Raw genomic sequence first — 24,213 nt, 5'->3', positions numbered from 1 at the left:
CTGGATGCTTAATTAAAGCAGGCCGGAGACCTTCTGGAGGAGTTCAACGCAACGGTTGGAGTACCCCCACTCGTTGTCATACCAGGAGACGAGCTTGAAGAAGTCGTCCGAGAGACCGAGGCCGCTGCCAGCGTCGAAGATCGACGACAGATCGCAGTGGATAAAGTCGCTCGAGACCACTTCGTCTTCGGTGTAGCCCAAGATGCCCTTGAGGCTGCCTTCGGAAGCTTCCTTCATCTTCTTGCAGATTTCCTCGTAAGAGGTCTTCTTGGCAGTCTTCACGGTCAGGTCGACAACCGATACGGTTGGAGTCGGAACGCGGAAGGCCATACCAGTCAACTTACCCTTAACTTCTGGAAGCACGAGGCCAACAGCCTTGGCAGCACCAGTAGTCGATGGGATGATGTTGATTGCAGCGCTGCGGCCACCCTTCCAGTCCTTCATGCTTGGGCCGTCAACTGTCTTCTGAGTTGCGGTGTAGCTGTGGACAGTGGTCATCAGACCTTCGACGATGCCGAAGTTGTCCAAGATCACCTTGGTGATTGGAGCCAAGCAATTAGTCGTGCAACTGGCGTTGGAAATGATGTTGTCAGCGGCGGTCAGCGTGTCGCAGTTAACACCGAGAACGACAGTCTTCACGCCGTCACCCTTACCAGGCGCGGAAATGATGACCTTCTTGGCACCTGCATCGAGGTGGCCTTGGGCCTTCTTGTCCTCAACGAACAAACCGGTCGATTCGATGACGATGTCTACGCCAAGTTCTTTCCAAGGGAGGGCGGCTGGGCCTTCGCGAACGGAAAGGCTCTTGATCGTCATACCATTGACGATGAGCGTGTCTGCGTCGGGCGCTTCCACGGTGCCATTGAAACGGCCCTGAATGGAGTCGTACTTGAGGAGGTAAGCCAGATTGTCCGCGGGGACGAGGTCGTTGATTGCAACGACTTCAAATTCTGTGCCGAGCAATCCCTTGTCGGCCAGTGCGCGGAATACCAAGCGTCCGATACGGCCGAAGCCGTTGATACCTACTTTTACTGCCATGATGTCTGTTTTTGTTGGTTCTGATTGAAAGAAAGAATAGCCCTGTGGTGAGCAAAGGGGGAAGGAAAGCCCGAAATCGCTCCGTGGCAAGCGTTATTCGGATTTGGTTACTGAATGAACCCAGCCAGAAGCTTATAGAATGAATGATTTAAGGAATCTAATATAAGTCAATACTTGTATTAGAAAAATTAAAGTAACTTTGGTCCTAAGATGTTCATTCCTTAATTTTCTCCAGTCGGAAAATCAATTCACTGGCGGTGGCTGGTCGGCCTCCGATGATTCGCCATGCGCGTCCCAAAACAGTGCCAGAATGGTTTCCCAATGGCTTTCCTGAGTAGACCGTAGTAACTGGAACTACGCTATCCCCCGTAGGCAAAGAGATAAAACTGATGCTGCTGCTTACAACTCTGCTACTCGAATTGGATTTATAATACTGAACAGGGACTGTTTGGTTGTAGAAATTTATATTAATCCCATTAGGCCCGTGGATAACATCGACGTAATTTATCGATGGTGAAGTGGTCCAATTCTCCAAGTCAGGCTTGGCGTCTGAGTAGGTCAGCAGATAACGCCCTTCAGGCAGTATCATGGCGAGACTGTCCTCAGTGTCCTTATCGTCTTGTGCGAAGAGCGGTACGGCAAAGGCGAGTAAAGCGAGTAAGCTTAGATATTTCATCTGATGTGACTGTTTGGAATGAGGATTCCTATATTCGCTATCCAGTTCGTTTGCGGCAAATCAATATTTTGGCCGGAAGCTTTCGTGATCGCGCTCATCTTGGCGACAGACTTACTGCACGGCGTTCAACAATTCCGCAGCGTGCTGATGTCCGGGGTTCAGCACCATCGCTTTTTCCAGATGGACGCGGGCGGCGGCGGTCTCGTCTTGTGCTAGGAGTAGCTCGGCTTTGACCACTGGAATTTCGGCATACCAGGGTGCAGCCTGACCGCAACGTAGGATCAAAGCCTCAGCTTTGGCAGATTGTCCGGCCACGCCTAGCTGACGCGCAATTTCTACGGCAACGTATACATCGGGCCGCTCGGTGTGTTGCGCTGCAATGCGCGCTTCCCAAGTCCGTCCGGCCACGTTGATCAGGTTCAAGGTCATTGCACCGGTCCAGATGACTACCAGCAGGCCGACCAAACGCCAGAGGTGCTGATGCATTTGAGAACGAACATTTTGTTTTTCTGCGGGCTGGCCCCAAGACTGAGCACCCCTGATCATCAATGTGGCAAAGAGCATCGACATGCCTACACCGCAGCCAATCAGTGGCGTGAAGCTAAACGGCTGCAACCAGCCCGGGACAACGCCGCTAAAAGGAATCAGCGCCACGAGCGAAATAACGATCCCGAAAAATATCCACGGCTCAATCCGTCGGAGCCGCCAACTGAACCGGATCACCAGTACTAGAATCAGCCAGTAAAACAGCCCTTCGCGGAGAATTGCGCTGGGCACGAGGGTAAAGGTTAGCGGCTCGCGTGCCATCGGCCATAGCCAAAACCCAAGCTGTTCTAGCATCAGGTATGGTGCCAGCAACACGCGTTCGCCCATCGCCAACGGGGGGAGCAGGGTGCTTTCCACCGGCGAACCAGCTTGCCAGAACTCATAAAAGCTTGCTGAGATCAGCCAGAAAAACGCAGCCAGCGGCAGTTGCGACTTTGCGCGCGAAAAATCCATCCCCTCAGCGAAGCCTGAGACCTGCTCCGGTTGCAAGACAAAGTAAGGACGATATGCTTACCACAGGCTTTCCTGCCTTACCGAACTTCCTGCTTTAGATAGATGTTTAGTGTGAGTGGCCAGCATGGTCGTGTGCTGTGCTCTTCTCCGCTGCGTGGTCGTGCTCAGGATAATACACGCGCAGCGCCATGATTGCTTTTTCGAGGGCTTCGGCGTGTGCTTGGTCGGCGTTTTGCTTAGCCTGCATTGCCGCGACCATCACGGCGTGGTGTTTGATCAAGCGCTCGGTGTAATCGTCTTGCGAGGTCTTCACTCGCTGGCAGAGAAAATAATTGCTGATCGAGTCGATCACCTTATCGGCATGTGCGTCCTTGTTGTTGACCCAGCGCACAAGCTGATTGACGGATTGCGGGTCGGTTTTGCCAGCCAGATTGTTGATCTCAGTTACGGATTTTTTAATCGTGGTTGCATCAAGTAGCATCCTGTTGAGTTCTGCGCTGTCGTCGTATATCCCGCATGGGATCTGGCAATGTGCTGATGCGTTCGCAGGTGCGAACAACAACGCCGCGGCAACGACGAATATGGAAAGGAATGATTGAGCGATGGTGTTTGTCTTCATGCCAACGAGTTTCAATCAGACTCCGTGGAAAGTCAAAATGCTTTCAGCATTTTCAACTCAGTCGCTCGGCAAAATCGCGGTAGCCGAATTTTCGGACGACTCGCAGCCCGTCACGCTCGCTATAAGTGGCGAGAGAAGGCAAGGGGACACCGTTGAAAGTTGAGGTCTTGACCATTGTGTAGTGGGCCATGTCGAGGAAAACAAGGCGCTGGCCTATCTCAAGCGGCGCATCGAAACTATAGTCCCCAATGACATCTCCTGCGAGGCAACTGGGGCCGCCCAAGCGATAGGTGTGCGTGCGCTCTTGGGGGAGGCCGGCATCTAAGATATTGGGCCGGTAAGGCATCTCCAAGACGTCGGGCATGTGGCAAGTCGCGGAGACATCAAGGATCGCATTTTGTACGCCATTGGCCTCTAGGACGTCCAGCACAGTCGCAATGAGCACGCCAGTATGCAGGGCAACGGCTTCGCCGGGTTCTAGATAAATGTCTAGGCCGTAACGTTCCTTGAACTCCGTGACGACGCGGCAGAGGCGGTCGAGGTCATAGCCAGGACGGGTGATGTGATGTCCGCCGCCGAAGTTCAGCCATTTCAATTTCGTTGATTCAATCAAGTCGCCAAATTTGTCCGCGAAGGCGTGGGCGACACCTTCCAGCGCGTCGGCGTCCTGCTCACAAAGAGCGTGAAAATGCAGGCCATCGAGGCCGCTTAAATCGGCAAGGCCAGCTTCCGCCATTTGGCGGTCAAGTTCGGCGCGAGTGATGCCAAGGCGAGAGCACGGCGAGGCTGGGTTGTAGAGGTCGGTTTCGACTTCAGAATGCTCAGGATTAACGCGGAGGCCGAGTTCGACTTTGCGTTGCAATGCATCCAATGCTGGCTGGTGGCGTCGCCATTGGCGGACGGAATTAAAGACGAGCGTATGCGCGAAACGGCCCAATGCAGCGATCTCATTTTCCTTAAAGGCTGCTGAATAAACGTGGACCTCTTTGCCAAAGTATTCTTTGGCAAGTAGCGCTTCGTGCAGGCCACTAGCGGTGGAGCCGTCGAGGTAGCGTGCGAGCAGAGGATAAGTCGCGTGCATGGAGAAGCCCTTTTGTGCGAGCAGGACTTTTGCGTCCGTGCGTTCGCGGACACTGGCGAGGATGCGGCAGTTGTCCTCCAGTCGGTCGAGGTTGATGACAAAGCACGGCGACGGAGTCTCGGCGACAGGAATATCTCGCAGGGCTTGCAGGCGTTCAGGCGTGAGTGGCGGTGTAGGATCTTGCGACATAGAGAGGGGGGGGGCAAATTGGGTGATTTAAGGCGTTAGCGTGGTTAAAGAATTAAATCAACCAGTTGATTCCATTTGAGCATTAACTTATATGCGGGAAGGTCATGCTATTTTACGACGTGCAATTGGCGCAAGAGTTCGCGCAGTTCTTCAATTCTTTTTCGATTGGCCCCGAGGTCCATTGGGCCAGCGCGTGAAGCCGCGTAGATTTCCAGGCGCTCAGGGTCCGTCCTTGCTTGAAACAGTATGTCGTCTTGGAGACCTAACCACGGCGAAATAGCGATGGCTTGCAACTGTGTTTCATTGCGACGGACATTAAGGAAGGCTTTGTCAGTGCTGAGAATTTCTTCAATTTTCTCCAATGCGTAATTCGCATGCCCGCGGCAGAGAAGTGGCTCAATGTAGGCAGGATCATCGGGGCTGACTTCACTACTTACGCCAAGTGCATGGTCTTCGATGGTAGGCAGGTTACCGAGGTCAGCCCACTCAAGCTGTGGGGTGCTGCGTGATTTCCAGACAAGTAGTGTCACGATGATAGCGGCCAGACAAATAATGCCGAACAGATAGAGCAGCGTCCTTTCCAAGAAAGTAAGCGGCCGTACCTTTCCACTTGGGGTCAGTCGGCTCAACAGCGCAGAATGTACACTGACATGCCGTACCTTCGCCTCTTTGGTGAGGGGACGCTTATCAGAGCGCGAACTTTTGCTTCGTTTACGCTTCTTACCTTTGCTGCGAGATGGTTCCACGGGGAACAGCTATCACCCCAGTGGAAGCTCCTGCACCTGCCAGGGAAGGCCACGCAGGTTCAGTTGTTCCATAAAGGGATCAGGATCAAGCTGTTCCATATTCCACACGCCGTCCTGACGCCATTTTCCGGAAAGGATCATCATGCCGCCGATCATGGCTGGAACACCGGTTGTGTAGCTAATGGCTTGGCTGGATACTTCGGCGAAGCATTCCTCGTGGTCGCAGACATTGTAGATGAAGATGCGCTTCTTTTTGCCGTCCTTCATGCCGACGATGTCGCAGCCGATGCAGGTTTTGCCTTTGGTGCGAGGACCGAGAGACGCTGGGTCGGGCAGAACTGCGCGGAGGAATTCAATCGGCGCAATTTGTTGGCCATTGAAATCAATCGGCTCAATGGAGGTCATACCAACGTTCTCCAGCACCTTCAGGTGTGTCAGGTATTTTTCAGAAAAAGTCATCCAGAAGCGGATGCGCTTGAGACCTTTAATATTCTGGCAGAGCGACTCAAGCTCCTCGTGGTAAAGCAGATATGCCTCTTGTTGGCCGACGACGGGAAAATCGTAAGTCTGGTGTACGCTCATGGCCTCGATTTCCTTCCACTGGCCTTCCTCCCAATAACGACCATTCTGCGTGATCTCGCGGATATTGATTTCCGGGTTGAAGTTCGTCGCAAAATGGTAGCCGTGGTTGCCCGCATTGGCGTCGAGGATGTCGATTGTCTCGATCTCGTCGAAGTAATGTTTTTGCGCGTAGGCACAGAATACGTTGGTGACGCCGGGGTCGAAGCCGCTGCCGAGGAGCGCCATGCGCCCGGCTTGCTCGAATTTCTCGCGGTAGGCCCATTGCCATTTATACTCAAACTTCGCTTCTTCTGGCGGTTCGTAGTTGGCGGTGTCCAGATAGTCCACACCAGCAGCGAGACAGGCGTCCATGAGTGGTAAATCCTGATAGGGCAGGGCGATGTTCAGCAGCAAATCTGGCTTCTCATCGAGTAGAAACTGCGTTGTTGCGGCCACATCGTCGGCGTCAATCTTGGCCACGCGGATGGAACGACCCTGCTTGGCTAGGATATCTGCCGCAATGGCTTCGCATTTGGAAAGGGTGCGGGAGGCCAGCACGATTTCGGTGAAAACGTCGGACGCTTGCGCGCATTTATGGGCGACGACGTTACCTACGCCGCCTGCTCCTACAATAATGACTTTTGCCATGCCGTCAGTGAGGGAGATTTTTCCGCTGGGCACAAGAAAATCTGACCGGAGTTTCTACGAGTAATAATCTTAGTATTGCGCTTATGCAGTTGATGAATGGTACCAGACCGCTTTCAGATAACTTCGACTCTGGCCGTGTTTTGAGCTTCCGCCCAAGGGTAAAGTTGCTCATGCTGATTGCATGTCTCTACGATTCGCCGAAGAAATTCTGTTGCTCGCCTTGGACGACAAGTCCGGCAAACTCCATGCGCTGCCCGAAGGTTCACTGAATCTGGCAATTGCCGGTGGCTTGATCATGGAGTTGGCTTTCAGCAATGTAATTGATACTGACGACAAGAGCTTGCAGGTGCTTTCACGTGAGAAAATGGGCGATCAATTGCTCGACGATGTCTTGGCGAAAATCCCCGAAGAAAGTCCGTTGAGCATCCAGCGTGCACTAAATGCTGTAACGGCGGATATTGATACCTGGAAATCTCGTTTGTTTGACGAGCTCAAAGAGCGTGGCATTCTTCAGCAGGAGGAGCACCGGTTCCTTTTTGTGCTCAAGGAGCGCCGCTACCCGGTTATTGATGATCGGGAGGAACAGGAGGTCAAATTGCGCATCCGTGAGGTTGTGCTTGATCATGAGGCCATACCCGATCCGCGTGATGTCGTTGTTATTTGCCTGATGAATGCTTGTGACCTGAGCAGCGTCGTGTTCTCTGAACACGAACTGGAGCAGCACCGCGCCCGAATCGAAACGATTGCCAAGATGGACTTTGTGGGCCAAGCGTTGAGCCAGGCGGTTAATAAAATCCAGCAAGCCTTGCTTGAGGTGATGGCTTATTCAGGCATGTGAGGCAGACGCCTCCGCCAATCGTTTAGCCAGTTGGATGCTCATCGGACGATGCGACGAGAAGGCGGACGATGTTTGAATTATTTGGTGGTTCCCAACCACCAGCAAGGAGGTCGTAGTAATCCTTAGCAATTGCTTTTTGCTCTAAGCGAAGGCCAGCCATTTGTGCTTCAATTTTCATGCGCTTGCGCTGGGCCGACTTAAAGGACGATGGAGGCAACCCAGTGAGAGGACGCTCATTGTACTCGGCGACCTCGGCTTCTACCTCGGTTGCCTTGATTCGATAATTGCTGATGCGCTCTTGCATTTCGCTTGGCAATGCCTCGAAAAAGGCCTGAAGGCGAATGTTGGGGTTGTAATCAACAACGCTAGCAGCTTCTGCTACCTGAGCATGTAATGCCGATGGCGCGATCATCACCGCGCCAGCCATTGTTAAAAACCAGTAAATCCCTTTTCGCATACTAGAAACACAGTATATTAAAAGGATGGCTTGGCAATCAAGGCGAGAATGAGGAATTATTCGCGATATTACGGGAAATTCTAGACAAAGCTCGTTGGACACGCTATCGACTGCCTTCTTTGCGATGAAAGTATACATCAACGGTGAATTTGTAGACCAGGCTGACGCCAAGGTTTCTGTTTTTGATCACGGTTTCCTTTACGGGGACGGCATTTTTGAGGGTATTCGCCTATACAATGGCAATATCTTCAAGCTAGACGAACATTTGGAGCGTCTGGAGTTTTCTGCGCGTGCGATCATGCTAACGATGCCCTGGTCACGGGCTGAGATCGCGGAAGCGGTCTGCGAGTCTTGTCGTGTCAATGGCCTGACCAATGGCTACATCCGCCTGATTGTTTCTCGCGGCGTAGGTTCCTTAGGCTTGTCGCCCAAAAGCTGCGAACGTCCTCAATTGATCATTATAGCGGATCAGATCCAGTTGTACCCCAAGGAGTTCTATACTGAAGGACTGAAGGTTATCACGGTGGCGACCCGGCGTCTAGGGCCAGCCGCACTGCCGCCGATGATCAAGAGCCTGAACTACTTGAACAATATTCTAGCCAAGATCGAAGCGGGCCATTTGGGCTACGTGGAGGCGTTTATGCTCAACGACCAAGGCTATGTGGCCGAGTGCACTGGCGACAACGTGTTCATTGTCCAGCATGGTAAGCTCTTTACGCCCCCAGTTAGCTCTGGATCACTCACCGGAATTACGCGCCAAGCCGTGTTTGAAATATCACAAGAGCTTGGACTTCAATTGGTTGAGACAAATTTGACGCGCTATGACTTATGGATTTCAAAGGAATGTTTCTTGACTGGAACGGCCGCTGAAGTGGTTCCCGTGGTGGAAATTGACGGTCGCGAAATTGGTGATGGTAAGCCAGGCGAAATAACCCATCAGGTTCTCAACGCTTTCAAAGCGCGGGTGTCAGTTGACGGGACCAAGATCTAGCCCACCCCTCAGGCACCAACGGTGCAATCCTGCACCATGCGTGATATATGAGTACACGTAGTTAGATTTGACACTTGCGCTCTAGCTACGCAACCTAGTTGATCAACCATGCTTTATAACCGCCCCGTTCCCCAGCATCGTCCAACAACCCGTAATGGCTTCACTCTCGTGGAGTTACTGGTTGTGCTCGCAATCATACTGATTCTTTCCGGGTTCGTTTTTGGATTGAGCCGAGGCATTGCAGTTAAGCAGGCGCGCTCAAAAGCCCAGTCCGAGCTTCAAACGCTTGGCTTGGCGCTCGAAAATTACCGAATGAAGCTCGGTGATTATCCATGGCTGGGCGCTGACACAGGTGGCACTGAACTCTACAAGCACCTAGTCGGTGAATTAAAAATGGTGCCAGGTAGTGAAGCGGGTAAAGCCAAAGTTGATGAGCCAGGCAGCGAGATTCCATTCATCGATGCGTCCAAACTTACCGTCATGAAAGACGGGGATGGTGCTGAGTATTTCTCCGATCCTTGGGGCCAGCCCTATGAATACTATTATAAGCCGTCAGGTGGTGGAAATTGGGCATACACTGGCTTCATCCTCCTCTCCGTTGGTGCTGATGGTGCCGATAGCTCGACAGGTCTAAGCGAAGGAAATATATCTCAGGATTACTTTGAAGACGCCGAAGAAAAGAATGTCGATAATATGGTCTTCGGATTTGAATTTTAAAACATTATGAAGAAGCAACTCACCCCTCTCCACCGTCACCCCGGCTTTACCCTTGTCGAACTTTTAACCGTGATCGCCATTATTGGTATCTTGGCAGGTATCCTGATTCCGGTCGTTGGCGGCGCAAAAAAATCAGCTCTCAAAGCTCAATCACGTGCACAGTTCAATGGCTGGGCAACTGCTCTTGAAGCTTACAAGGCCGAATATGGCTACTATCCAGAATTAGGCTCTCTTAATAGTGATGGTGGCCCAATTACCGTTGATAGTTATACCGATGAATTCATCAAGGCGCTCTCAGGAAGAGACAAGGATGGTGCCCGCTTGACTGGTAATGATCGTAGTACCTATAACCGTAAAAATATTGGTTTTTATTCATTTGGTGAGGCGGAATTTAAAGTAGATGATCCTGACCTCTTGGTTGACGCGTTTGATAATCCAGAAATTTACATTATGGTCGACCATGACGGTGATGGGATGATTGATTCTGGGAGTTTCCCTGAGCAAGCAAAGCCTACTAATGGTGGTGATCTTCGCGCGAAAGTCGCAATCTGGGTGCAGGAAGATGGCGTTGAAGATGGCGAAACGATCTGGAGCTGGCAATAATATGAGTTTTAATGGCAAAATTATCCGCCGAAGCGGCTTTTCCCTCGTTGAGCTTTTAGCGGTTGTTGCAATTATCGGCATTATGGCCGCCATTATTGGTGTAAGCTTGAAGCCGAACGAAGGCTCATCTTTACGTGCTGCACAAAGCGCCGCAACGGGTGTTTTCCAAGCTGCTCGTACCGTGGCCTCGATGCGTCGGACCGAAGCACGGGTTATTATCTACGCTGGTGGCGATGGCGCAGACCAAGAAGCCAAATATTTACGCTACATGGGCGTTGTTTATTGGGACGAAGAAAACAGTGAGTGGGTTGGAGCCAATTCGGGCGTTTATCTGCCTGCTGGTACCTATTACATCCCTGATGGCGCGGTTGGTTCGATGGTAACTAAAGGCGATGCCGTATCTGGGCCAATTATGGAGAGTGAAGACGCGCCAAAGGAATCCATTGCATACCCTGTGAGCAGTGGAGACAAAGACACTTGGTATTATTACTCATTCGACAGTAGCGGCTCTGCTAGAAGTGATACTGGACAGAGCTTTGCTGGTCTGACATTCGTCGTTGCTTCCGGTCGACCTGGACCTCCTTCGGGAGATACTCCCAATATCGTTATTGAGAATGAATTTTCCACTGCGGGTTTTGTTATTCGTAGAATCGGTGGCGTATTGCCTCTCAGCGATTATGACCAAATAAAAACCGCTCTTTCAAACTAAACGCCCAAATGAAGTTTTGCCCCAATACCAGTCGAGCTCACACCCCAGGATTTTCACTTTTTGAAGTCGTGTTGGCTGTGGGCGTGCTATCAGTTTCCATCCTAGCCCTGCTTGGTTTGTTTGGGCCTACGATGTCTTCTGTTCGTGACGTTGTAGACAGTAATGAGGCCAATGGTGTTCGTACGCGCCTCAACACTGCACTCATGACTGATGAGATTTATGATGCATATGCAGGGCTGAGTGACCCAGCAACCCGCTTTGGTGAGTTTGCTGCCACGCTTACGCCACCTACGGCCAATACACCAAGCTTACTGTTTTTTTGGAATGAGCGTAAGGATGTCAATTCGCCGTTAATTCCGACGTTTAAAGAAAATTTAAATGATTTCGATATCACTTTGTCAGAAGGTTCTGCGTTTGTTGTAGCACTGGAGCAGGGGATGCAAGGCGGCACCTCAACATACGACTTTAGCGACGTTAGTAATCAGGGACATTTTCCGATTCTAGTTTCAATATATGCTGTTCCCGCCTCTGATTTGGAGAATAAATCGATAGAAGAATTTAAGACCATGGTCAATACGGTCGACCCACTCTTCATCTACACAACCGCCAAGCTTCGTTGATTCCACTTATGAAACACTCGAAAATAGCCCGCGGTTTTACACTGATCGAAGTACTGGCCGCCACTGCAATTATGTCGGTGGTCATCTTGGTCGTTTTGAGCCTCACCACTAATGTGCTAAGCGTCTGGAATCGCTCCACTGGCAAGCTTAACTCAAATTATGAGGCCCGTGTGGCGTTGGACCTTCTGGCTAACGACTTTGAGACTATGGTCTTAAGAAATCGTCCCTTTTGTTGGGTGAAGGTCGATTATAATAAACCTGACGAGAAGGACTTAAGCGACTACACTGGGGCTCTTCCTGCAATGCCAGAGATGTATTTCATGGCGAGGGTAGAAGACAGACCGCGCTATACGAGTTCTAATACTCCAATCTATGGGGATATTTGTGCTGTCAGTTACCGCGTCCTTTATCAGAATCCAGTAGATCCAGATGATGAGGCATTTCCACTGTTTGGCCTATATCGGTTCGTAATCGATTCTCAACATACTTTCAATGATGTTATGAGCCCCGATAACACTGGTTCAGCAGATGATTTACGTTCCTTAATGAATGAATCCAAATACTGGAATGAAGCTGGAATTGAAGTCGCAGTCAATGCGGATGGCATTGAAAAGGTAATTGGAAAATCAGAGAATTTCCTTTCTGCCAACGTTGTCGATTTGGATATTGTTTTCTGGTATTATAATTCGGTTACAAATGCGCCCAGAGCTATTACCAGCAATGGTGAAGCCGATGGCGATCCACTGAGTTTTACTTATACAGATCGTTTAAATGTTCCAGATGCCCCAACTGCGATTGGTCCATTGGAATATGTGGACATTGCAATCACAGTGATGTCTCCCGAGGGGTTGGCTATTGTTGAAAGCCAATCAACGGATGCCACAGAATGGAATGAACTCGTGGCTCAATACGGCACAACTTTTTCCCGCCGGATCCAGATTATGGCTAAGCCGCTTTAAGCGGATTTACTTATCTGAATGAAGATTGGTGTCTGGATACTGGCGGCGCGCCCTAAGACTTTGCCGGCTGCCATTGCTCCTGTGTTGGTGGGCACTGCATTAGCTGCCCACGACGGTCAGTTTGCAGCCACTCCAGCATTTATTTGTTTGGCCTTTGCCCTCCTGATTCAGATTGGCACTAATTTCGCAAACGACTATTTTGATTTTGTTCAGGGCGCAGACAATGAACAACGGATTGGGCCAACTCGCGCAGTTGCTGCTGGTTTAATTTCTCCCAAGGCGATGCGGTATGCAACCATTGTGGTGCTCACGCTCGCTTTTCTTGTTGGCATGTTCCTTGTCTACTGGGGGGGGGCTTGGTTGGTCCTTGTTGGGCTCGTTAGTATCTTTTGCGCAATTACCTATACTGGCGGACCGTACCCATTAGGCTATAATGGCTTGGGCGATGTATTCGTATTCATTTTCTTTGGCCTAGTAGCTGTGGGTTTTACCTATTATGTGCAAGCTGGTGCTTTCTCGAGCGTTGCGTGGATGCTTGGTGCAGGTGTCGGCGCTCTTTCAACTAATCTATTAGTAATCAATAATTACCGAGATGTGGAAACAGACCGCGCTGCAGGAAAACGCACCCTTGTCGTGCGATGGGGCCGTTCCGCAGCATGGTGGCAATATGTTGTCAGTGTCCTTTTGGCAATGGCTGTGCCAGCCATGTTGGTGATCGCTGGATATGCCTGGACTGTGCTCCTACCGCTGGCGATGACACCACTCGGGGTCTTCCTCTGTCTTCTGCTCAAACGCTCTAAAACCCGCGCTGATTTTCAGTTGGTGTTGGCTCAGACGGCCAAGATGCTGCTCTTTTATAGCGGATTACTTTCAATCGGTCTTGTTTTATAATCAAAAAAATCCCGCAAACCAAATTGGTTAGCGGGACTTAGTGAAATAGGACTCGTTGAATTAAATCAAAGCCTCCAAGCGAGCGCTTAGCTCGGGCTTGCTGGACCAACCGATAATTTGATCAACCACTTTGCCATCTTTGAAGAAGAGCATGGTTGGCAGACGGTTGACCTGATATTGGGCCGCTACATCGGTGTTCTCTTCCACATCGACTTTGGCGATTTGGATACGATCAGCCATCTCGGAGGCAATTTCCTCGAGGATGGGAGCCAGCATTTTGCAGGGACCGCACCAAGGTGCCCAGAAATCGACGAGCACAGGTGTGCTTGATTTTAGGACGACGCTTTCAAACGTGTCTGTAGTGAGTTCTTTAACTTTTTCTGATGTTGCCATGGAATGTTTGTCGAGGTTTCGCCGGATTCCTTACCCGCCCATATTCATAAATACGAGGGCTGCGAATGCGAGTGAAGCAACGGCGGCAACAGCGTCAAATGCCACCCAGATAATGCTGACGCTTTCTGTTTCTTCCTCGACCACGACTTGGCGACCCGGAGCGGGTGCAGCCTTGGGGCGTGGTGCTGTGCGGGAAGGGCCGCCTGATAGCTTAGGAGAGGAAGGTGAAGGTAAGGGGGTTGGTTTTTGTGAACCGGCTACTGGCTCGACTTTCTTGGCTGCTGGCTGTACGGCTACAGGCAATTTGGTTGGTCCAGCCTGCTTTACAGTTGTGGGTAATTTGACTGGCTCCGCAGACTTTGCTGCAGGCTTTTCGACAACTGGAGCTGGCTTGGTGGCTTCTTCTTTCTTTGCCGCAGGAGTCAATTGAGCCGGAGCGCCTAGTGGCGTGAGCTTGGTGCCTTCTTTCTTAGCAGCCGTTGGCTTGGGCTCGTCCTGAGCTTCAGGCTTGATTGGTGCCCGTGTCACCTCCAGCTTGGTCGGCATGGGGCGAGGGAGAGGCTTGAGCTCTGGCTTAGCTGCTTCTGGCTCCGCTTTCTTCTGAACAATAGGCTCTGGCTTTTTCTCAACTGCCGGTTCTGCTTTCTTAGCAACTTCAGGCTGAGGTTTGGAAGCGGATTTTGGCTCGTCGGCTTCTTCTTCGTCACCCCATGAGTCTCCCATGGGAGAGGTTGATTTCGCGACCTGATCGATGCGGGGAGCAAAGGGGGAGCGTGTTACCTTAAATTTGGGTTTTTCAGCGGGTGCCTTAGGACCATCGGACTCTTTGTCCTTCGCGGCCTCTTCTGTGGCTTCAGTTTCAATCTTGGCACGGACTGATTCGGGTAGGCGTGCCTTAGGGCGCTGACGCTTTTTCGGGAAGGCAGCTTCTCGAGAAACGACCTCACCGGGTAGGCTCGCAGCGATTTTTGCTAGGCGTTCTTTATCCGATTCAGGGGTAGGCTTATCCGGGTTGGAGTCACTCATGGGCAAACATTTTCAAAGTGTTAGGCGCTTGTCAAGCGCTTGGAGGGTGCATAAACGCTCAGCGTGGGGTGTTTTTATGAATTAGTTCCGCAACTTCGCTTGATGGGGCGTTTTCGAGCTCACGGCCACGGCGCTTCAAGTCTTCAAAAGTTTTAACCAGAGTTTCGGTCATGCGGTCATGGGTTTCCTCAGAACCGCCGACGACAGCGAACTTTTCAGCCTGTGTAATACGCTTATGGCCGTCCTTTGCATCGAGGCCTACGCCGAGGATTGCAGCTTTCTTCTTGGTGTCTGAAATTGGTTTCATGGCGATGTTCTATACATTAATCATGTGTCATCTGATGATTTACGCAAGCTCTTAGCTGGGAATGACTTGGTTCATAACTTCGTCGTCCATCAAAAATTCGCCGACTCGGGTGGCGGGCCCAGTCATGGTAACGGCATAATCCTCGCCAATATTGATCTGGATGTCTCCCCCAGGGCAATGAACGAGTATGCTCTCATCACAGGCACCCATTTTATGGGCAACAGCAGCCGCGGCGCTGCTACTGGATCCCGAGGCCAGTGTGTAGCCAGCGCCTCGCTCCCAGATTTCGATTTTGATGTTATTTCGATCGACTATTTGCAGGAGCTGGACATTCGTGCGGTTGGGAAAGCGCGCAGTCATTTTTTCGAGCACTGGGCCCAGCTCACAAGCGAGTTTTGGAGAATGACTGTCTATGGGGAGCACCACATGAGGGTTGCCGATCGTAGCTGCGTAGTAGCGATAGACTTGGCCATTGATTTCGACTTCTTCGTTGAGAACCTCGCGAGGGGGGCCAGTAACCGGGATTTTCTCACTGTGAAAGGAGACTTTGCCCATCTCGACTTCGATTGAGTTGCCGCCTTGATGTATCTCGACAGTGACCACGCCGCCTAGCGTATCGATGGTAAAGGGCTGTTCGCCGACTTTTCCTTGGTCAAATAGATACTTGGAGAAAATGCGCAGGCCGTTGCCGCTCTTTTCTGCCTCGGAGCCGTCCGGGTTCCAGATTTGGAGGCCGAAATCGGCTCGATCTGTGGGGAGGGGGCCATAAAGGATGCCATCGGAGCCGAGCCCAAAATTACGATGGCAGATCGCAACGATTTGCTGGGGGGGGGGGAGAGGGGCACCGTCTGCTGGGTCGAGGACCAGGTAGTCGTTGCCGAGTGCGTGGTATTTGTGAAATTTCATGGATCGCGAAAATCGGAAAATTCAGGTCGCAATGATGCGTCTGTCAAACTTATCCGCTGGACGCGCACGTCTTGCTGGACTTTGGTTGCTGTGTGAGCGATCCGCAAAAGCAAATTCCTGTGACCGGTGTCTGGGTGGCTGCCGATGGCCAAGCCCATGCTGCGATGGCGGATGGTAATGGCCCGCGCCAAGACAACGCCGAAACTTTTTCACCTTATCTCTGGCTTAGCGCCGATGCACCAGGTGCAGAGACCTTGGACGGAGACGGGGCCTTCGCTTGGCGAAAAACGTTCTCCCTGCCGAGTGAGTTAACGGAGTTCGTTAAAGCGAACCGGAGCGAAATGAAGGCTGAGTGGCTGAGGCCTTTGGAACACCAATATCTCTTGGCCAGCGGGAAGCGGCTCTTCCATGGGATGACGTTCAGTCAGGTTCGGCGTCTGCAACTGGATATCGAAACCCACAGTGAGGAGCCAGGCGTGTTCCCGAATGCCCGTAAAAAGAACGACCGCGTCATCGCGATTGGGCTGCGATTCGGCGAAGAAACACGCTTGCTTGAGCTGGAATCCTTTGATGATGACGCCGAGCGGGCGCTGTTGGTGACGCTAAACGACGCACTGGCTGAGCTCGATCCAGACGTCATTGAAGGGCACAATATCTTCAAGTTCGACTTAGACTACCTGAAGACGCGCAGTCGCCGTTTCAAGGTGCCATGTGCCTGGGGGCGCTTTGGCCAAGAGGCGATTTTCCGCAACAGCCGAATACGCATTGCCGAACGCTGGATCGATTTCACACGCTGTGATCTGCCTGGGCGGACGGTATTCGACACCTTTCTGGCCATCCAACTTTTTGACGTCTCCACTCGCGACCTGCCGTCCTATACGCTTAAGGCCGCCGCACGTTACCTGTCGGTGACAACTGACGCCGACGAACGAACCTATTTAGCCCCGGAGAAAATTCAAGTAATGTTCAACGAGGATCGCGAACTCTTCCGCAGTTACCTGTTGGACGACTTACGCGAGACGAAGGGCATCGCAGAGCTTCTATTGCCGACCTACATTGCGCAGGTGCAGGTGTTTCCGATGACCCTGCAAGAGGCCTGTCTTCGAGGCACTGGCGCCAAGGTCGACTTGCTTTTTCTGGAGAAATACTACCACGCCGGACACGCGATCCCTGCGCCGCCCGAGGTCAAGCCCTACGCCGGCGCTTTCAGCCGCAGTTTTGTGCAGGGTGTTTACCACCATGTGCTGCATTTCGACGTGGCTTCGCTTTACCCGAGCCTGCTCCTGCACCTCAACCGAAATCCAAAAAACGATTCGCTGGGCGTCTTCATTCCGCTGCTGACCGAGCTGCGCGATTACCGCCTCCGCTACAAGAAATTGTCCCGCGAAGAAACGGACCCGGTTCTCCGTCAGGAATACTCCGCACGGCAAGCCAGCTATAAGATCCTGATCAATTCTTTCTATGGCTATCTGGGCTTTGGCGGTGCACGTTTTGCCGATGGCGACCTCGCCGCAGAAGTCACTAAGCAGGGACGAGACTTGATGCAGATCCTGATCGCCGAATTCGAGCGTTTAGGCTGTGTGGTATTAGAGGCCGATACGGACGGCATTTATCTATCCTCGGAATCAGACTGGAACGAGCCGGATGTTTTGCTAGGCAAAGTGAGCCGTGTGCTGCCAGAGGGGATCGAACTGGAGTTTGATGGCCGCTATGAGGCCATGTTCTGCTACAAAGCGAAGAACTACGCACTTTACGACGGCAAGAAGGTCAGCATTGCAGGGTCTGCGCTGCGCTCACGCGGTATGGAACCCTATCTTAAGCAGCTGACGAACAGCTTGATCTACGCTCGGTTGGGGGCCGATGAGGAGTCACCCGAAGATATGGAAATTAGGCTCCGTAATGAGATTACCGCCCGGAAAATTCCAATTCGGCAATTGGCCAAGCGAGAGTATCTTTCTCAAAACCCAGAGGCCTATCGCAAGGCCATCGAGCAAGGGGATAAGTCTCGGCGTGCCTCATTGGAAGTGGCTCTGCGGATGGACCCCATGCCACGGATGGGCGAGTCGGTGTCATACTACATTGCGATGGGCGATGGCCCTCGCAGTCCGGATTGGCAGACTGCGCAGCACGTAGAGGAATTCGATGCTAAGCTGCGCCCTTACGATGTGGACTACTACCTGCGCAAAATTGACGATTGGCGGAAGCGCTACACGATGTTCCTCGAAGGCGGTGCTGACCCACGACAGGGTGAGCTGTTTTGAGGGTGCCGATTTGAGATTAAGGCTCAGTCAGTTCAAAAGTCATATTCTCGAATAGCTGAGAATCATCTGAGTTATTGGAGAGATTGCTGTCATTGACCAGCAACTGCGCCGGTCCATTTGAGCCCTGTTCAAAGGTAAATTGAAGCGCGGGGAAACTTTGAGTATAAACTGTCAGAATAATACGATTTTCTCCAAACTCGTGCCATGTATAGTATGTGATATCGTAATCTCCATCTCCTGCGTTATCAAACGTCCCAGTATAGTTTGGGCCGAGTTCAATATTAAGGGGTGTTCCGCTTCCTCCAGAAAAGAAAAAATCAATCGAATAGCCGTCTTTATCTGGCATGGCAGGATAATTGGTTCTGGTAGCCCGCCAGAACCCTCGTGTCCCACCGGGCAACTGAGTTCCTAGCGAAATATCCCGACGACCATAATAGATGTAGGTGCGGGAAAGCGGGCCGATGTAAGTCCAATCCTCTAAATCAGGGCTTCCATAAACTAGGTATTGATAGTTTGGTTGAAGGTCAAAATTTAGAAAATATTCGTCATCTTGGATACTCACGTCTATGTCAGGGGCGCCATATGTTGGCTGAGAATAGGCATTGGCGTCAAAGGACTCGGCCGCTGTGCCTTCGCGGATGATGGTAACGGTATTGATTGTTACATCATCAACAGGAATATAAATTCTATTCTCAAAATCGATAACAGGGACCGCATTGATTGCGTCAACGACAGTCTGTCCATCAACGATTTCACCAAATACCGTGTGCCTTTGATTTAAATAGGTGGCTGGGGCAACGGTCACAAAGAATTGTGAGCCGCCACTATTTCGAGCCCCAGTGTTGGCCATAGCCAAGACACCTGCTCGATTCACGGTATAGGTAGGATCATTCGGAACCATCTCATCGTAAATGGTATATCCAGGGCTGTCGCCTTGGGCATCCACTCGAGCACCAGCTTGGTTCATAAAGCCCGCAATTACTCGATGGAAAATGAGACCGTCGTAATAAGGAACGTTGGATTGGATTTTTGCATCCGTGGTATTCACCCAGTTGCGGGTGCCTTCCGCCAGACTGACGAAATTTGCGACCGTTTGATTGGTTTCTTCAAAAAACAGCTTGGCCGTGAACTCGCCCATGCTCGTGTCAAACACCGCATACAGGCCGTCTTCGGTTGGGGTGAAAGCAAATGCGCGCGCCCCGAAAAGGCTCAGCACAAGGGTCAGGGAAATGAGAGTCTTTCGCATAATGGATCGGTCGCCGTGTGGCGTTTGTGGAAGTCAGCAAATCAAAAAATCCCCTTAGTGGGCAATCCTGAATTACACAACGGCCTCAAAGGAAGAGCCACACCAAGGCGATTTATTCCGAAGCAATTCAGCTTTTGGCGATGTGCTTCTTCACCCAGCCGATAATGGCTTTGTCATCGTCGAAGTGATTGGCGACGACGTTGAGAAACTGGGCAGGGTGGATGTCATTTTCCTTGAGGAACTTCCGGTCACCACCGCAGCTATACATCGTATCAGCGTCCAACTCCCCTCGTAGTTTGGCGCGCGCCTTGCCAATGATTCGCGGTAGCCAGCGGATGCCATCTACCTCGGAGTCTTTTGGGGGATAAGTGGATGGATCGATGGTTTTGCCGGATTTTTCCCCCTTCATCTCGTTGAGAAAATAGGAGCGCCGAACATCGGTGATCATCGCAAATGTTGTAAAGTCAGGGTCACCAACGGTAACGAAATCCTCCGCAAAATCATAAATTTCCTGAGGCGTAAGGCCGTTACTGGCGAGCCACTGTGCTTCATCTTCAGTGAAGTAGGTTTCTGAGCCGCGTTGTCCGGCTTCATATTGGCTGACCGCCTTTTTCCAAAGGGATTCCAGCTGGGTGTGGTATTTATAGCTCATTTTAGTGCTTTATTATGCCATGGCATTTACGGCAATGGACTGGCCCTTGACCCATTCCACGACGGCCCGGTCATCGTCGATGTGTTTTTCCACAAAACGGAGAAAATCCGCCGGATGAATGTCGTACGTGCGGAAAAAATTCCTGTCACCAGCGCAGCCATACATGGTGTTCGAGTCGAGCTCACCACGAAGTTTGGCCTTCGCCTTTGCGATCAGCCGTGGCAGCCAGACGATACCGTCGACTTCCTCGGTCTTGGCTGGGTAGGTGGACGGGTCGACTGTTTTGCCAGTGCGCTGCCCCTCCATTTTATGAAGAAAGTAAGAGCGCCGCACTTCGGTTACCATGGCGAAGGTTGTATAATCTGGTTCGCCGCCACGGGAGAAATCTTCCGCAAAGTCATAGATTTCTTGTGGAGTTACTCCGTTATCAGCGAGCCATTGCGTTTCCTCGGCTGTGAAATACGTGCCCGAACCGCGTTGGCCGGATTCGTATTGTTCAACGGCCTTTTGCCAAAGCTGATGGAGCCTTTGCTGGTAGTTGTAATGCTTCATAGATTACCCCTATTCGAGTTGCAGCAGAATGCAAACTCTACTCTGTGGTTAACCTTGTGGGCAAACCAATGTCAAAGACGCCAGCTTACTGCTTTTTGCGTCGTACCATGAGAACAGATATGCATACGAGACCCAGGATCATGGCATAGGTTTGCGGCTCAGGAACGGAGGAAGTGAATTCAAACGTTAGGAATTCTCCACTGATAGGATTGTTGCCCGTGAAAGTGAATTGCGTTTGAATATCGGAGTCAGAGGGTAATTCGTAGTCTTCCAATTCAGTTTCGCTGTAAAGGACGCCATTTACGTAGGACAGTAAATTTGCCAGTGGTCCGGAGAACTCTGTATCATAAAAGATACGGACGAGTTCTGCTCCGTAAATTGCAGCATCCGCCTCGCTGACGCTTTCGTCGGTGACGATATACTCCTCGAAATTAGTGGAATCGATGGCCGAAGTAATGTTGCCTGACTGCGAATACAAACCGACCTCGGCATAATTATAGATCACGGCGAAATCGGTAATTAAGATGCCTTCGAGCATGAACATGTCCGCCTCGCCTTCACCGCCATCAATGGTTTCACCCGCGGAGACATCGGTGAATTGTTCGATCTTAAAAGTATCATTTCCAAGGCCAAGGCTGGCGCTATTGACTGAGCCGCCTGCTTTGACCGTAACGCTGTCGACAAAGTCCAAGACAGCCAAATTACGGCCTGTAATGTCTGCCCCCGAGGCACCGCCTCCCAGCACCACCTTGGGCGCATTGATGGCACCGATGCCGCCTGTCTCAATGATGACCTCGCCATCCGATGTTACATTGCCGCCGCCTGCTAGCGAGATTAGCACGCCCGGGTTGTCAGTATCGGGAACTAATTGCGTGTTGGTGAACGCCGAACCACCGCCCTGGTAGACGATGATTTCTCCTCGTGAGGTGATGTTGCCCGAGCCGCCCTGGATGACGGTGACGGACGCCTGAGTAGTACTGGTGGAATTATCAATCACGCCCGGGCCGCCGTTTTTAATGAAAATGGGACCATTTGAGTATAGGGTAGCGGAGCTAGCGTCTTCCATGTCCACACCGTCTTCATCGACACTAAAGCGATTATCCACTTCGCCGTTGATCACAGAGTTGTTAATAATGATGCGTCCATTGGCCTTAATCGCGGTGCCTCCTCCCGCATTGGCCACGATGGCATTACTCAGCGTGACATTGTGGGCCAGTCTTTCCTCTCCATCGATCGTACCAATTGATCCGCTAAGGCTGGCGGCATCGCCTTCTGTTCCGAAAATCAAGACATCGCCGTAACCAACATCACCGAGGACATGGCCATAGATTTCGATGCTGCTGTTGTCCGAAGAAATGGGCAATACGCTTCCCGCTTGGATGTCACCCATCAAGTAGAACCCCGCTGGCACCTTGATGGTATTGGTTCCCAACCCACCAAAAACATTGATGCTCACCGTCGGGGTGCCACTGACCGAAATGTTGTCATCGCCATCCTTCGCGTCCAGCACAATTGGGGTGGAATTAAACTGTGAGTAGTCCGGTGTGGTTGTGCCGGTTTGCGAACCGCCTCCATCACCAAGATCATAAGTCAAGGTATTGTCCGAACTGATGGCGCTGCCACCAATCGAAATGGTGTCCGCAAGGTCTGTTCCGTCGACCGTTTGCCCAAACGAAGATCCGGTAAGACAGACGCCGAGCAGTGTGATCAATGTTGGCCGGAAATGACTAAGATAGGATGGTGATTTCATGGCACAATTAAGCTTTGTGGATTGTTTTCCGACGGCGCACCATGGCAAGGCTACCAATGGCTAGCATGAGCAGAACCGCTGTGGAGCGTGGTTCTGGCACCGTGGCGTAGAAGTCGAATTGGAGGGGATTCCCATTGTCAGGGTTATCTCCGGTAAAGGTGAACTGAGTAGTCGTGCCATCGGTCGGTAACATGTAATCCGTCAACGTGGATTCGTCGCTGAGCGCGCCATTAATGTAAACCTGCAAGCTCTCCAGTGGATCGGAGAATTCAGGGTCAAAGAAAATCAGGGTCAGGCTCTCGCCGTAGGTCGCTGCTTCAGCCTCTGAAACATCGTCATCGGTAAACTCAAGCAGTTCGAAATTCGCCAAACTGAATCCTTCGGTAATGTCGTCCCCTAGATGAACCACGGCGCCATCCGATTGAAAAAACAAACCGAGATCAGCGATCGTGAATCCTTGTGCTGAGAACAGGTCACTGTCTCCAGTCGAGGCGTCGGCGAGGCCGCTTAGGGCTACATTCGTCAGGTCTTCGACGATGAATAAATCATTTCCATCTCCGAGGGAAATTTTCTCGGAGGAAGAGCCAGACTGCAGCGTTACCTTGTCCACATAATCCAAAGCTTCAATATCGCGGCCCATAATCTCTGAAGCGTTACCTCCCGAGCCTAACGTTGTATCTGAGGACATTACCAAGCCAGCACCCCCAGTGCTCATTTGAACGGGACCATCGGAGCTAATATCTCCGCCACCGCCCAGCGTTACATAAATCCCGGGATTATCAGCGTCGGGCGCGACTTGCAGGTTTTCGATCAAGCCGGAACCTGCCTCATTAATGGTGATGACGCCTCGTGAAAGGATTGCGCCACCACCGCCTTGCTGGACACTGATCGGTGCTTGAGAAGAGCTTTCGATATTACTGATAATTGTGGCACCGGACTGCTGGAGCTGAATCGGGCCACGGGAGAGAATGTCTGAGCCGCCGCCATTATCCATGATAATGCCCGCTTCTTCGGGACTCAGGCGATTGTCGATTTTACCGCTGATGGTGGAATTCGAAATTTGGATCAAGCCGGTGGCGGTAACGCCGCTGCCATAACCGGAGGCATTGCCAATGGTGACATACTCTAGGGTGACGTTATAGGCTGGCTTATAGTCACCATCTATTGTGCCGACGGCTCCCTGAATAAAGAGGCCAGAGCTATCCGTGCCGGTGCCGCTTATGCTGGCGTTCCCGATGTCGCCCAAGACTGTGCCGTTGAGATTGATGGTGTTGCTGGCGGAGCTGGATTGCGATTCACTGCCGCCATTGATATTACCAATTAAAGTGGCCCCGGAAGAAATCGTGATGGTGTTATAGCCAAAGCCGCCGTCGATATTGATCTCGGTCGCGCCAAAGCCGTTTACAGTAATACTATCGGCCCCAGCCTTGGCGTTGAGGTTGATGGGGGTGGCGGAATTGGCATTGAAGACAGAATAAGCGGAAGTCGCCGAACCGGTCTGGTTGCCTGTTCCGTCGTTATAAGTCAGGTTTTGGTCTGAAGAAATATTTGAACTACCAATGACAATTGTATCTGCCAAATCCGTCCCATCGACATCTCCGGCATCAATACCAAAGGCTAGAGTGGTAGCCAGAGAAATTCCAATGAGTATAGTCTTTTTTAGCGCAGCCATAGTTGAATTTCTTATTGTATGAATGTGAAAGGTCAAGCGATGCGTGTCAATTGAGAGGCAAACTCACCTAAAATGAACACAAATTAATCTAAAGAGTTTTGGTTGC

26 protein-coding genes are annotated in these 24,213 nt (G+C 51.4%); 9 read left to right on the top strand and 17 right to left on the bottom strand.

Annotated features, from left to right (window positions below; genetic code table 11):
• Window positions 1-12: 12 nt before the first annotated feature.
• The 7 genes from gap to IE065_RS07930 form a co-directional block, all read right to left on the bottom strand.
• The gene (gene gap, locus IE065_RS07960; protein ID WP_189513675.1) at window positions 13-1,038 is read right to left on the bottom strand and encodes a type I glyceraldehyde-3-phosphate dehydrogenase; all 1,026 of its coding nucleotides are present in this window, start codon (window positions 1,036-1,038) and stop codon (window positions 13-15) included.
• A gap of 214 nt (window positions 1,039-1,252) precedes the next feature.
• The gene (locus IE065_RS07955; protein ID WP_189513672.1) at window positions 1,253-1,714 is read right to left on the bottom strand and encodes a hypothetical protein; all 462 of its coding nucleotides are present in this window, start codon (window positions 1,712-1,714) and stop codon (window positions 1,253-1,255) included.
• Window positions 1,715-1,825: 111 nt separating this feature from the next.
• Window positions 1,826-2,749, bottom strand: coding sequence for a tetratricopeptide repeat protein (locus IE065_RS07950; RefSeq protein WP_189513669.1), 924 nt, complete (start codon window positions 2,747-2,749; stop codon window positions 1,826-1,828).
• Window positions 2,750-2,819: 70 nt separating this feature from the next.
• Window positions 2,820-3,332: a superoxide dismutase [Ni] gene (locus tag IE065_RS07945; protein ID WP_189513667.1), complete on the bottom strand. Its 513-nt coding sequence runs from the start codon at window positions 3,330-3,332 to the stop codon at window positions 2,820-2,822.
• A gap of 52 nt (window positions 3,333-3,384) precedes the next feature.
• Entirely contained in the window at window positions 3,385-4,602 is a 1,218-nt protein-coding gene (gene nspC / locus IE065_RS07940; RefSeq protein WP_189513664.1) for a carboxynorspermidine decarboxylase, read from the bottom strand.
• 107 nt (window positions 4,603-4,709) lie between these two features.
• Window positions 4,710-5,348: a DUF1499 domain-containing protein gene (locus IE065_RS07935; protein ID WP_189513662.1), complete on the bottom strand. Its 639-nt coding sequence runs from the start codon at window positions 5,346-5,348 to the stop codon at window positions 4,710-4,712.
• Window positions 5,349-5,360: 12 nt separating this feature from the next.
• Window positions 5,361-6,557 carry a saccharopine dehydrogenase family protein gene (locus IE065_RS07930; RefSeq protein WP_189513923.1) on the bottom strand — a complete coding sequence of 399 codons (1,197 nt, stop codon included), beginning with the start codon at window positions 6,555-6,557 and terminating at the stop codon, window positions 5,361-5,363.
• A gap of 181 nt (window positions 6,558-6,738) precedes the next feature.
• Here IE065_RS07930 and IE065_RS07925 point away from each other — a divergent pair, with 181 nt between their 5' ends.
• Window positions 6,739-7,395, top strand: a complete 657-nt coding sequence (locus tag IE065_RS07925; RefSeq protein WP_189513660.1) for a GOLPH3/VPS74 family protein — start codon at window positions 6,739-6,741, stop codon at window positions 7,393-7,395.
• A 22-nt stretch (window positions 7,396-7,417) separates the two neighbouring features.
• Here IE065_RS07925 and IE065_RS07920 read toward each other — a convergent pair whose 3' ends face one another.
• On the bottom strand, window positions 7,418-7,852 hold the full coding sequence (locus IE065_RS07920; protein ID WP_189513658.1) for a hypothetical protein: 435 nt from the start codon (window positions 7,850-7,852) through the stop codon (window positions 7,418-7,420).
• A 124-nt stretch (window positions 7,853-7,976) separates the two neighbouring features.
• Here IE065_RS07920 and ilvE point away from each other — a divergent pair, with 124 nt between their 5' ends.
• From ilvE to IE065_RS07885, 7 genes are all read left to right on the top strand, one after another.
• Window positions 7,977-8,843 (top strand): branched-chain-amino-acid transaminase, encoded by an 867-nt coding sequence (gene ilvE, locus IE065_RS07915; protein ID WP_189513656.1) that lies wholly within the window; start codon window positions 7,977-7,979, stop codon window positions 8,841-8,843.
• 108 nt (window positions 8,844-8,951) lie between these two features.
• Window positions 8,952-9,560, top strand: coding sequence for a prepilin-type N-terminal cleavage/methylation domain-containing protein (locus IE065_RS07910; protein ID WP_189513654.1), 609 nt, complete (start codon window positions 8,952-8,954; stop codon window positions 9,558-9,560).
• 6 nt (window positions 9,561-9,566) lie between these two features.
• Window positions 9,567-10,163: a type II secretion system protein gene (locus IE065_RS07905; protein WP_189513652.1), complete on the top strand. Its 597-nt coding sequence runs from the start codon at window positions 9,567-9,569 to the stop codon at window positions 10,161-10,163.
• A complete protein-coding gene (locus IE065_RS07900) occupies window positions 10,135-10,872 on the top strand; it encodes a prepilin-type N-terminal cleavage/methylation domain-containing protein (RefSeq protein WP_189513650.1) in 738 nt (245 codons plus the stop codon). Before IE065_RS07905 ends, IE065_RS07900 begins: the two co-directional genes overlap by 29 nt.
• Window positions 10,873-10,880: 8 nt before the next feature.
• A complete protein-coding gene (locus IE065_RS07895) occupies window positions 10,881-11,492 on the top strand; it encodes a type IV pilus modification PilV family protein (protein ID WP_189513649.1) in 612 nt (203 codons plus the stop codon).
• 8 nt (window positions 11,493-11,500) lie between these two features.
• Window positions 11,501-12,451, top strand: a complete 951-nt coding sequence (locus tag IE065_RS07890; protein ID WP_189513647.1) for a PulJ/GspJ family protein — start codon at window positions 11,501-11,503, stop codon at window positions 12,449-12,451.
• Between the two features lie 18 nt (window positions 12,452-12,469).
• Complete coding sequence (locus IE065_RS07885; protein WP_189513645.1) at window positions 12,470-13,342, top strand: 1,4-dihydroxy-2-naphthoate polyprenyltransferase; 873 nt, start codon at window positions 12,470-12,472, stop codon at window positions 13,340-13,342.
• Between the two features lie 60 nt (window positions 13,343-13,402).
• On the opposite strand, the gene trxA is transcribed toward IE065_RS07885, so the two are convergent.
• From trxA to dapF, 4 genes are read right to left on the bottom strand one after another with little or no spacing between them, the layout of a single operon-like run.
• Window positions 13,403-13,735, bottom strand: a complete 333-nt coding sequence (gene trxA / locus IE065_RS07880) for a thioredoxin (RefSeq protein ID WP_189513643.1) — start codon at window positions 13,733-13,735, stop codon at window positions 13,403-13,405.
• 30 nt (window positions 13,736-13,765) lie between these two features.
• On the bottom strand, window positions 13,766-14,761 hold the full coding sequence (locus IE065_RS18200; RefSeq protein ID WP_189513641.1) for a hypothetical protein: 996 nt from the start codon (window positions 14,759-14,761) through the stop codon (window positions 13,766-13,768).
• 58 nt (window positions 14,762-14,819) lie between these two features.
• Entirely contained in the window at window positions 14,820-15,068 is a 249-nt protein-coding gene (locus tag IE065_RS07870; RefSeq protein ID WP_189513638.1) for a hypothetical protein, read from the bottom strand.
• A gap of 51 nt (window positions 15,069-15,119) precedes the next feature.
• Window positions 15,120-15,974, bottom strand: coding sequence for a diaminopimelate epimerase (gene dapF / locus IE065_RS07865; RefSeq protein WP_189513636.1), 855 nt, complete (start codon window positions 15,972-15,974; stop codon window positions 15,120-15,122).
• Window positions 15,975-16,066: 92 nt separating this feature from the next.
• Between dapF and IE065_RS07860 the strand changes: the two genes are divergently transcribed.
• Entirely contained in the window at window positions 16,067-18,235 is a 2,169-nt protein-coding gene (locus IE065_RS07860; protein ID WP_200163166.1) for a DNA polymerase domain-containing protein, read from the top strand.
• A gap of 16 nt (window positions 18,236-18,251) precedes the next feature.
• Here the strand turns inward: IE065_RS07860 and IE065_RS07855 are convergent, their stop codons facing one another.
• From IE065_RS07855 to IE065_RS07835, 5 genes are all read right to left on the bottom strand, one after another.
• A complete protein-coding gene (locus IE065_RS07855; protein ID WP_189513634.1) occupies window positions 18,252-19,373 on the bottom strand; it encodes a peptidylprolyl isomerase in 1,122 nt (373 codons plus the stop codon).
• Window positions 19,374-19,608: 235 nt separating this feature from the next.
• Complete coding sequence (locus tag IE065_RS07850; RefSeq protein WP_189513632.1) at window positions 19,609-20,133, bottom strand: DUF5069 domain-containing protein; 525 nt, start codon at window positions 20,131-20,133, stop codon at window positions 19,609-19,611.
• 12 nt (window positions 20,134-20,145) lie between these two features.
• Complete coding sequence (locus tag IE065_RS07845) at window positions 20,146-20,685, bottom strand: DUF5069 domain-containing protein (RefSeq protein ID WP_189513630.1); 540 nt, start codon at window positions 20,683-20,685, stop codon at window positions 20,146-20,148.
• Between the two features lie 85 nt (window positions 20,686-20,770).
• Window positions 20,771-22,435, bottom strand: a complete 1,665-nt coding sequence (locus IE065_RS07840) for an autotransporter outer membrane beta-barrel domain-containing protein (protein WP_189513629.1) — start codon at window positions 22,433-22,435, stop codon at window positions 20,771-20,773.
• A gap of 7 nt (window positions 22,436-22,442) precedes the next feature.
• Window positions 22,443-24,107 carry a PEP-CTERM sorting domain-containing protein gene (locus IE065_RS07835; protein WP_189513627.1) on the bottom strand — a complete coding sequence of 555 codons (1,665 nt, stop codon included), beginning with the start codon at window positions 24,105-24,107 and terminating at the stop codon, window positions 22,443-22,445.
• Between the last annotated feature and the right edge of the window lie 106 nt (window positions 24,108-24,213).

The sequence above is a fragment of the Cerasicoccus arenae genome, assembly GCF_014651635.1.
GTDB lineage: Bacteria > Verrucomicrobiota > Verrucomicrobiia > Opitutales > Cerasicoccaceae > Cerasicoccus > Cerasicoccus arenae.
The sequence above is the reverse complement of the archived record's forward strand: the minus strand, read 5'-3'. Positions and strand labels throughout refer to the sequence as shown.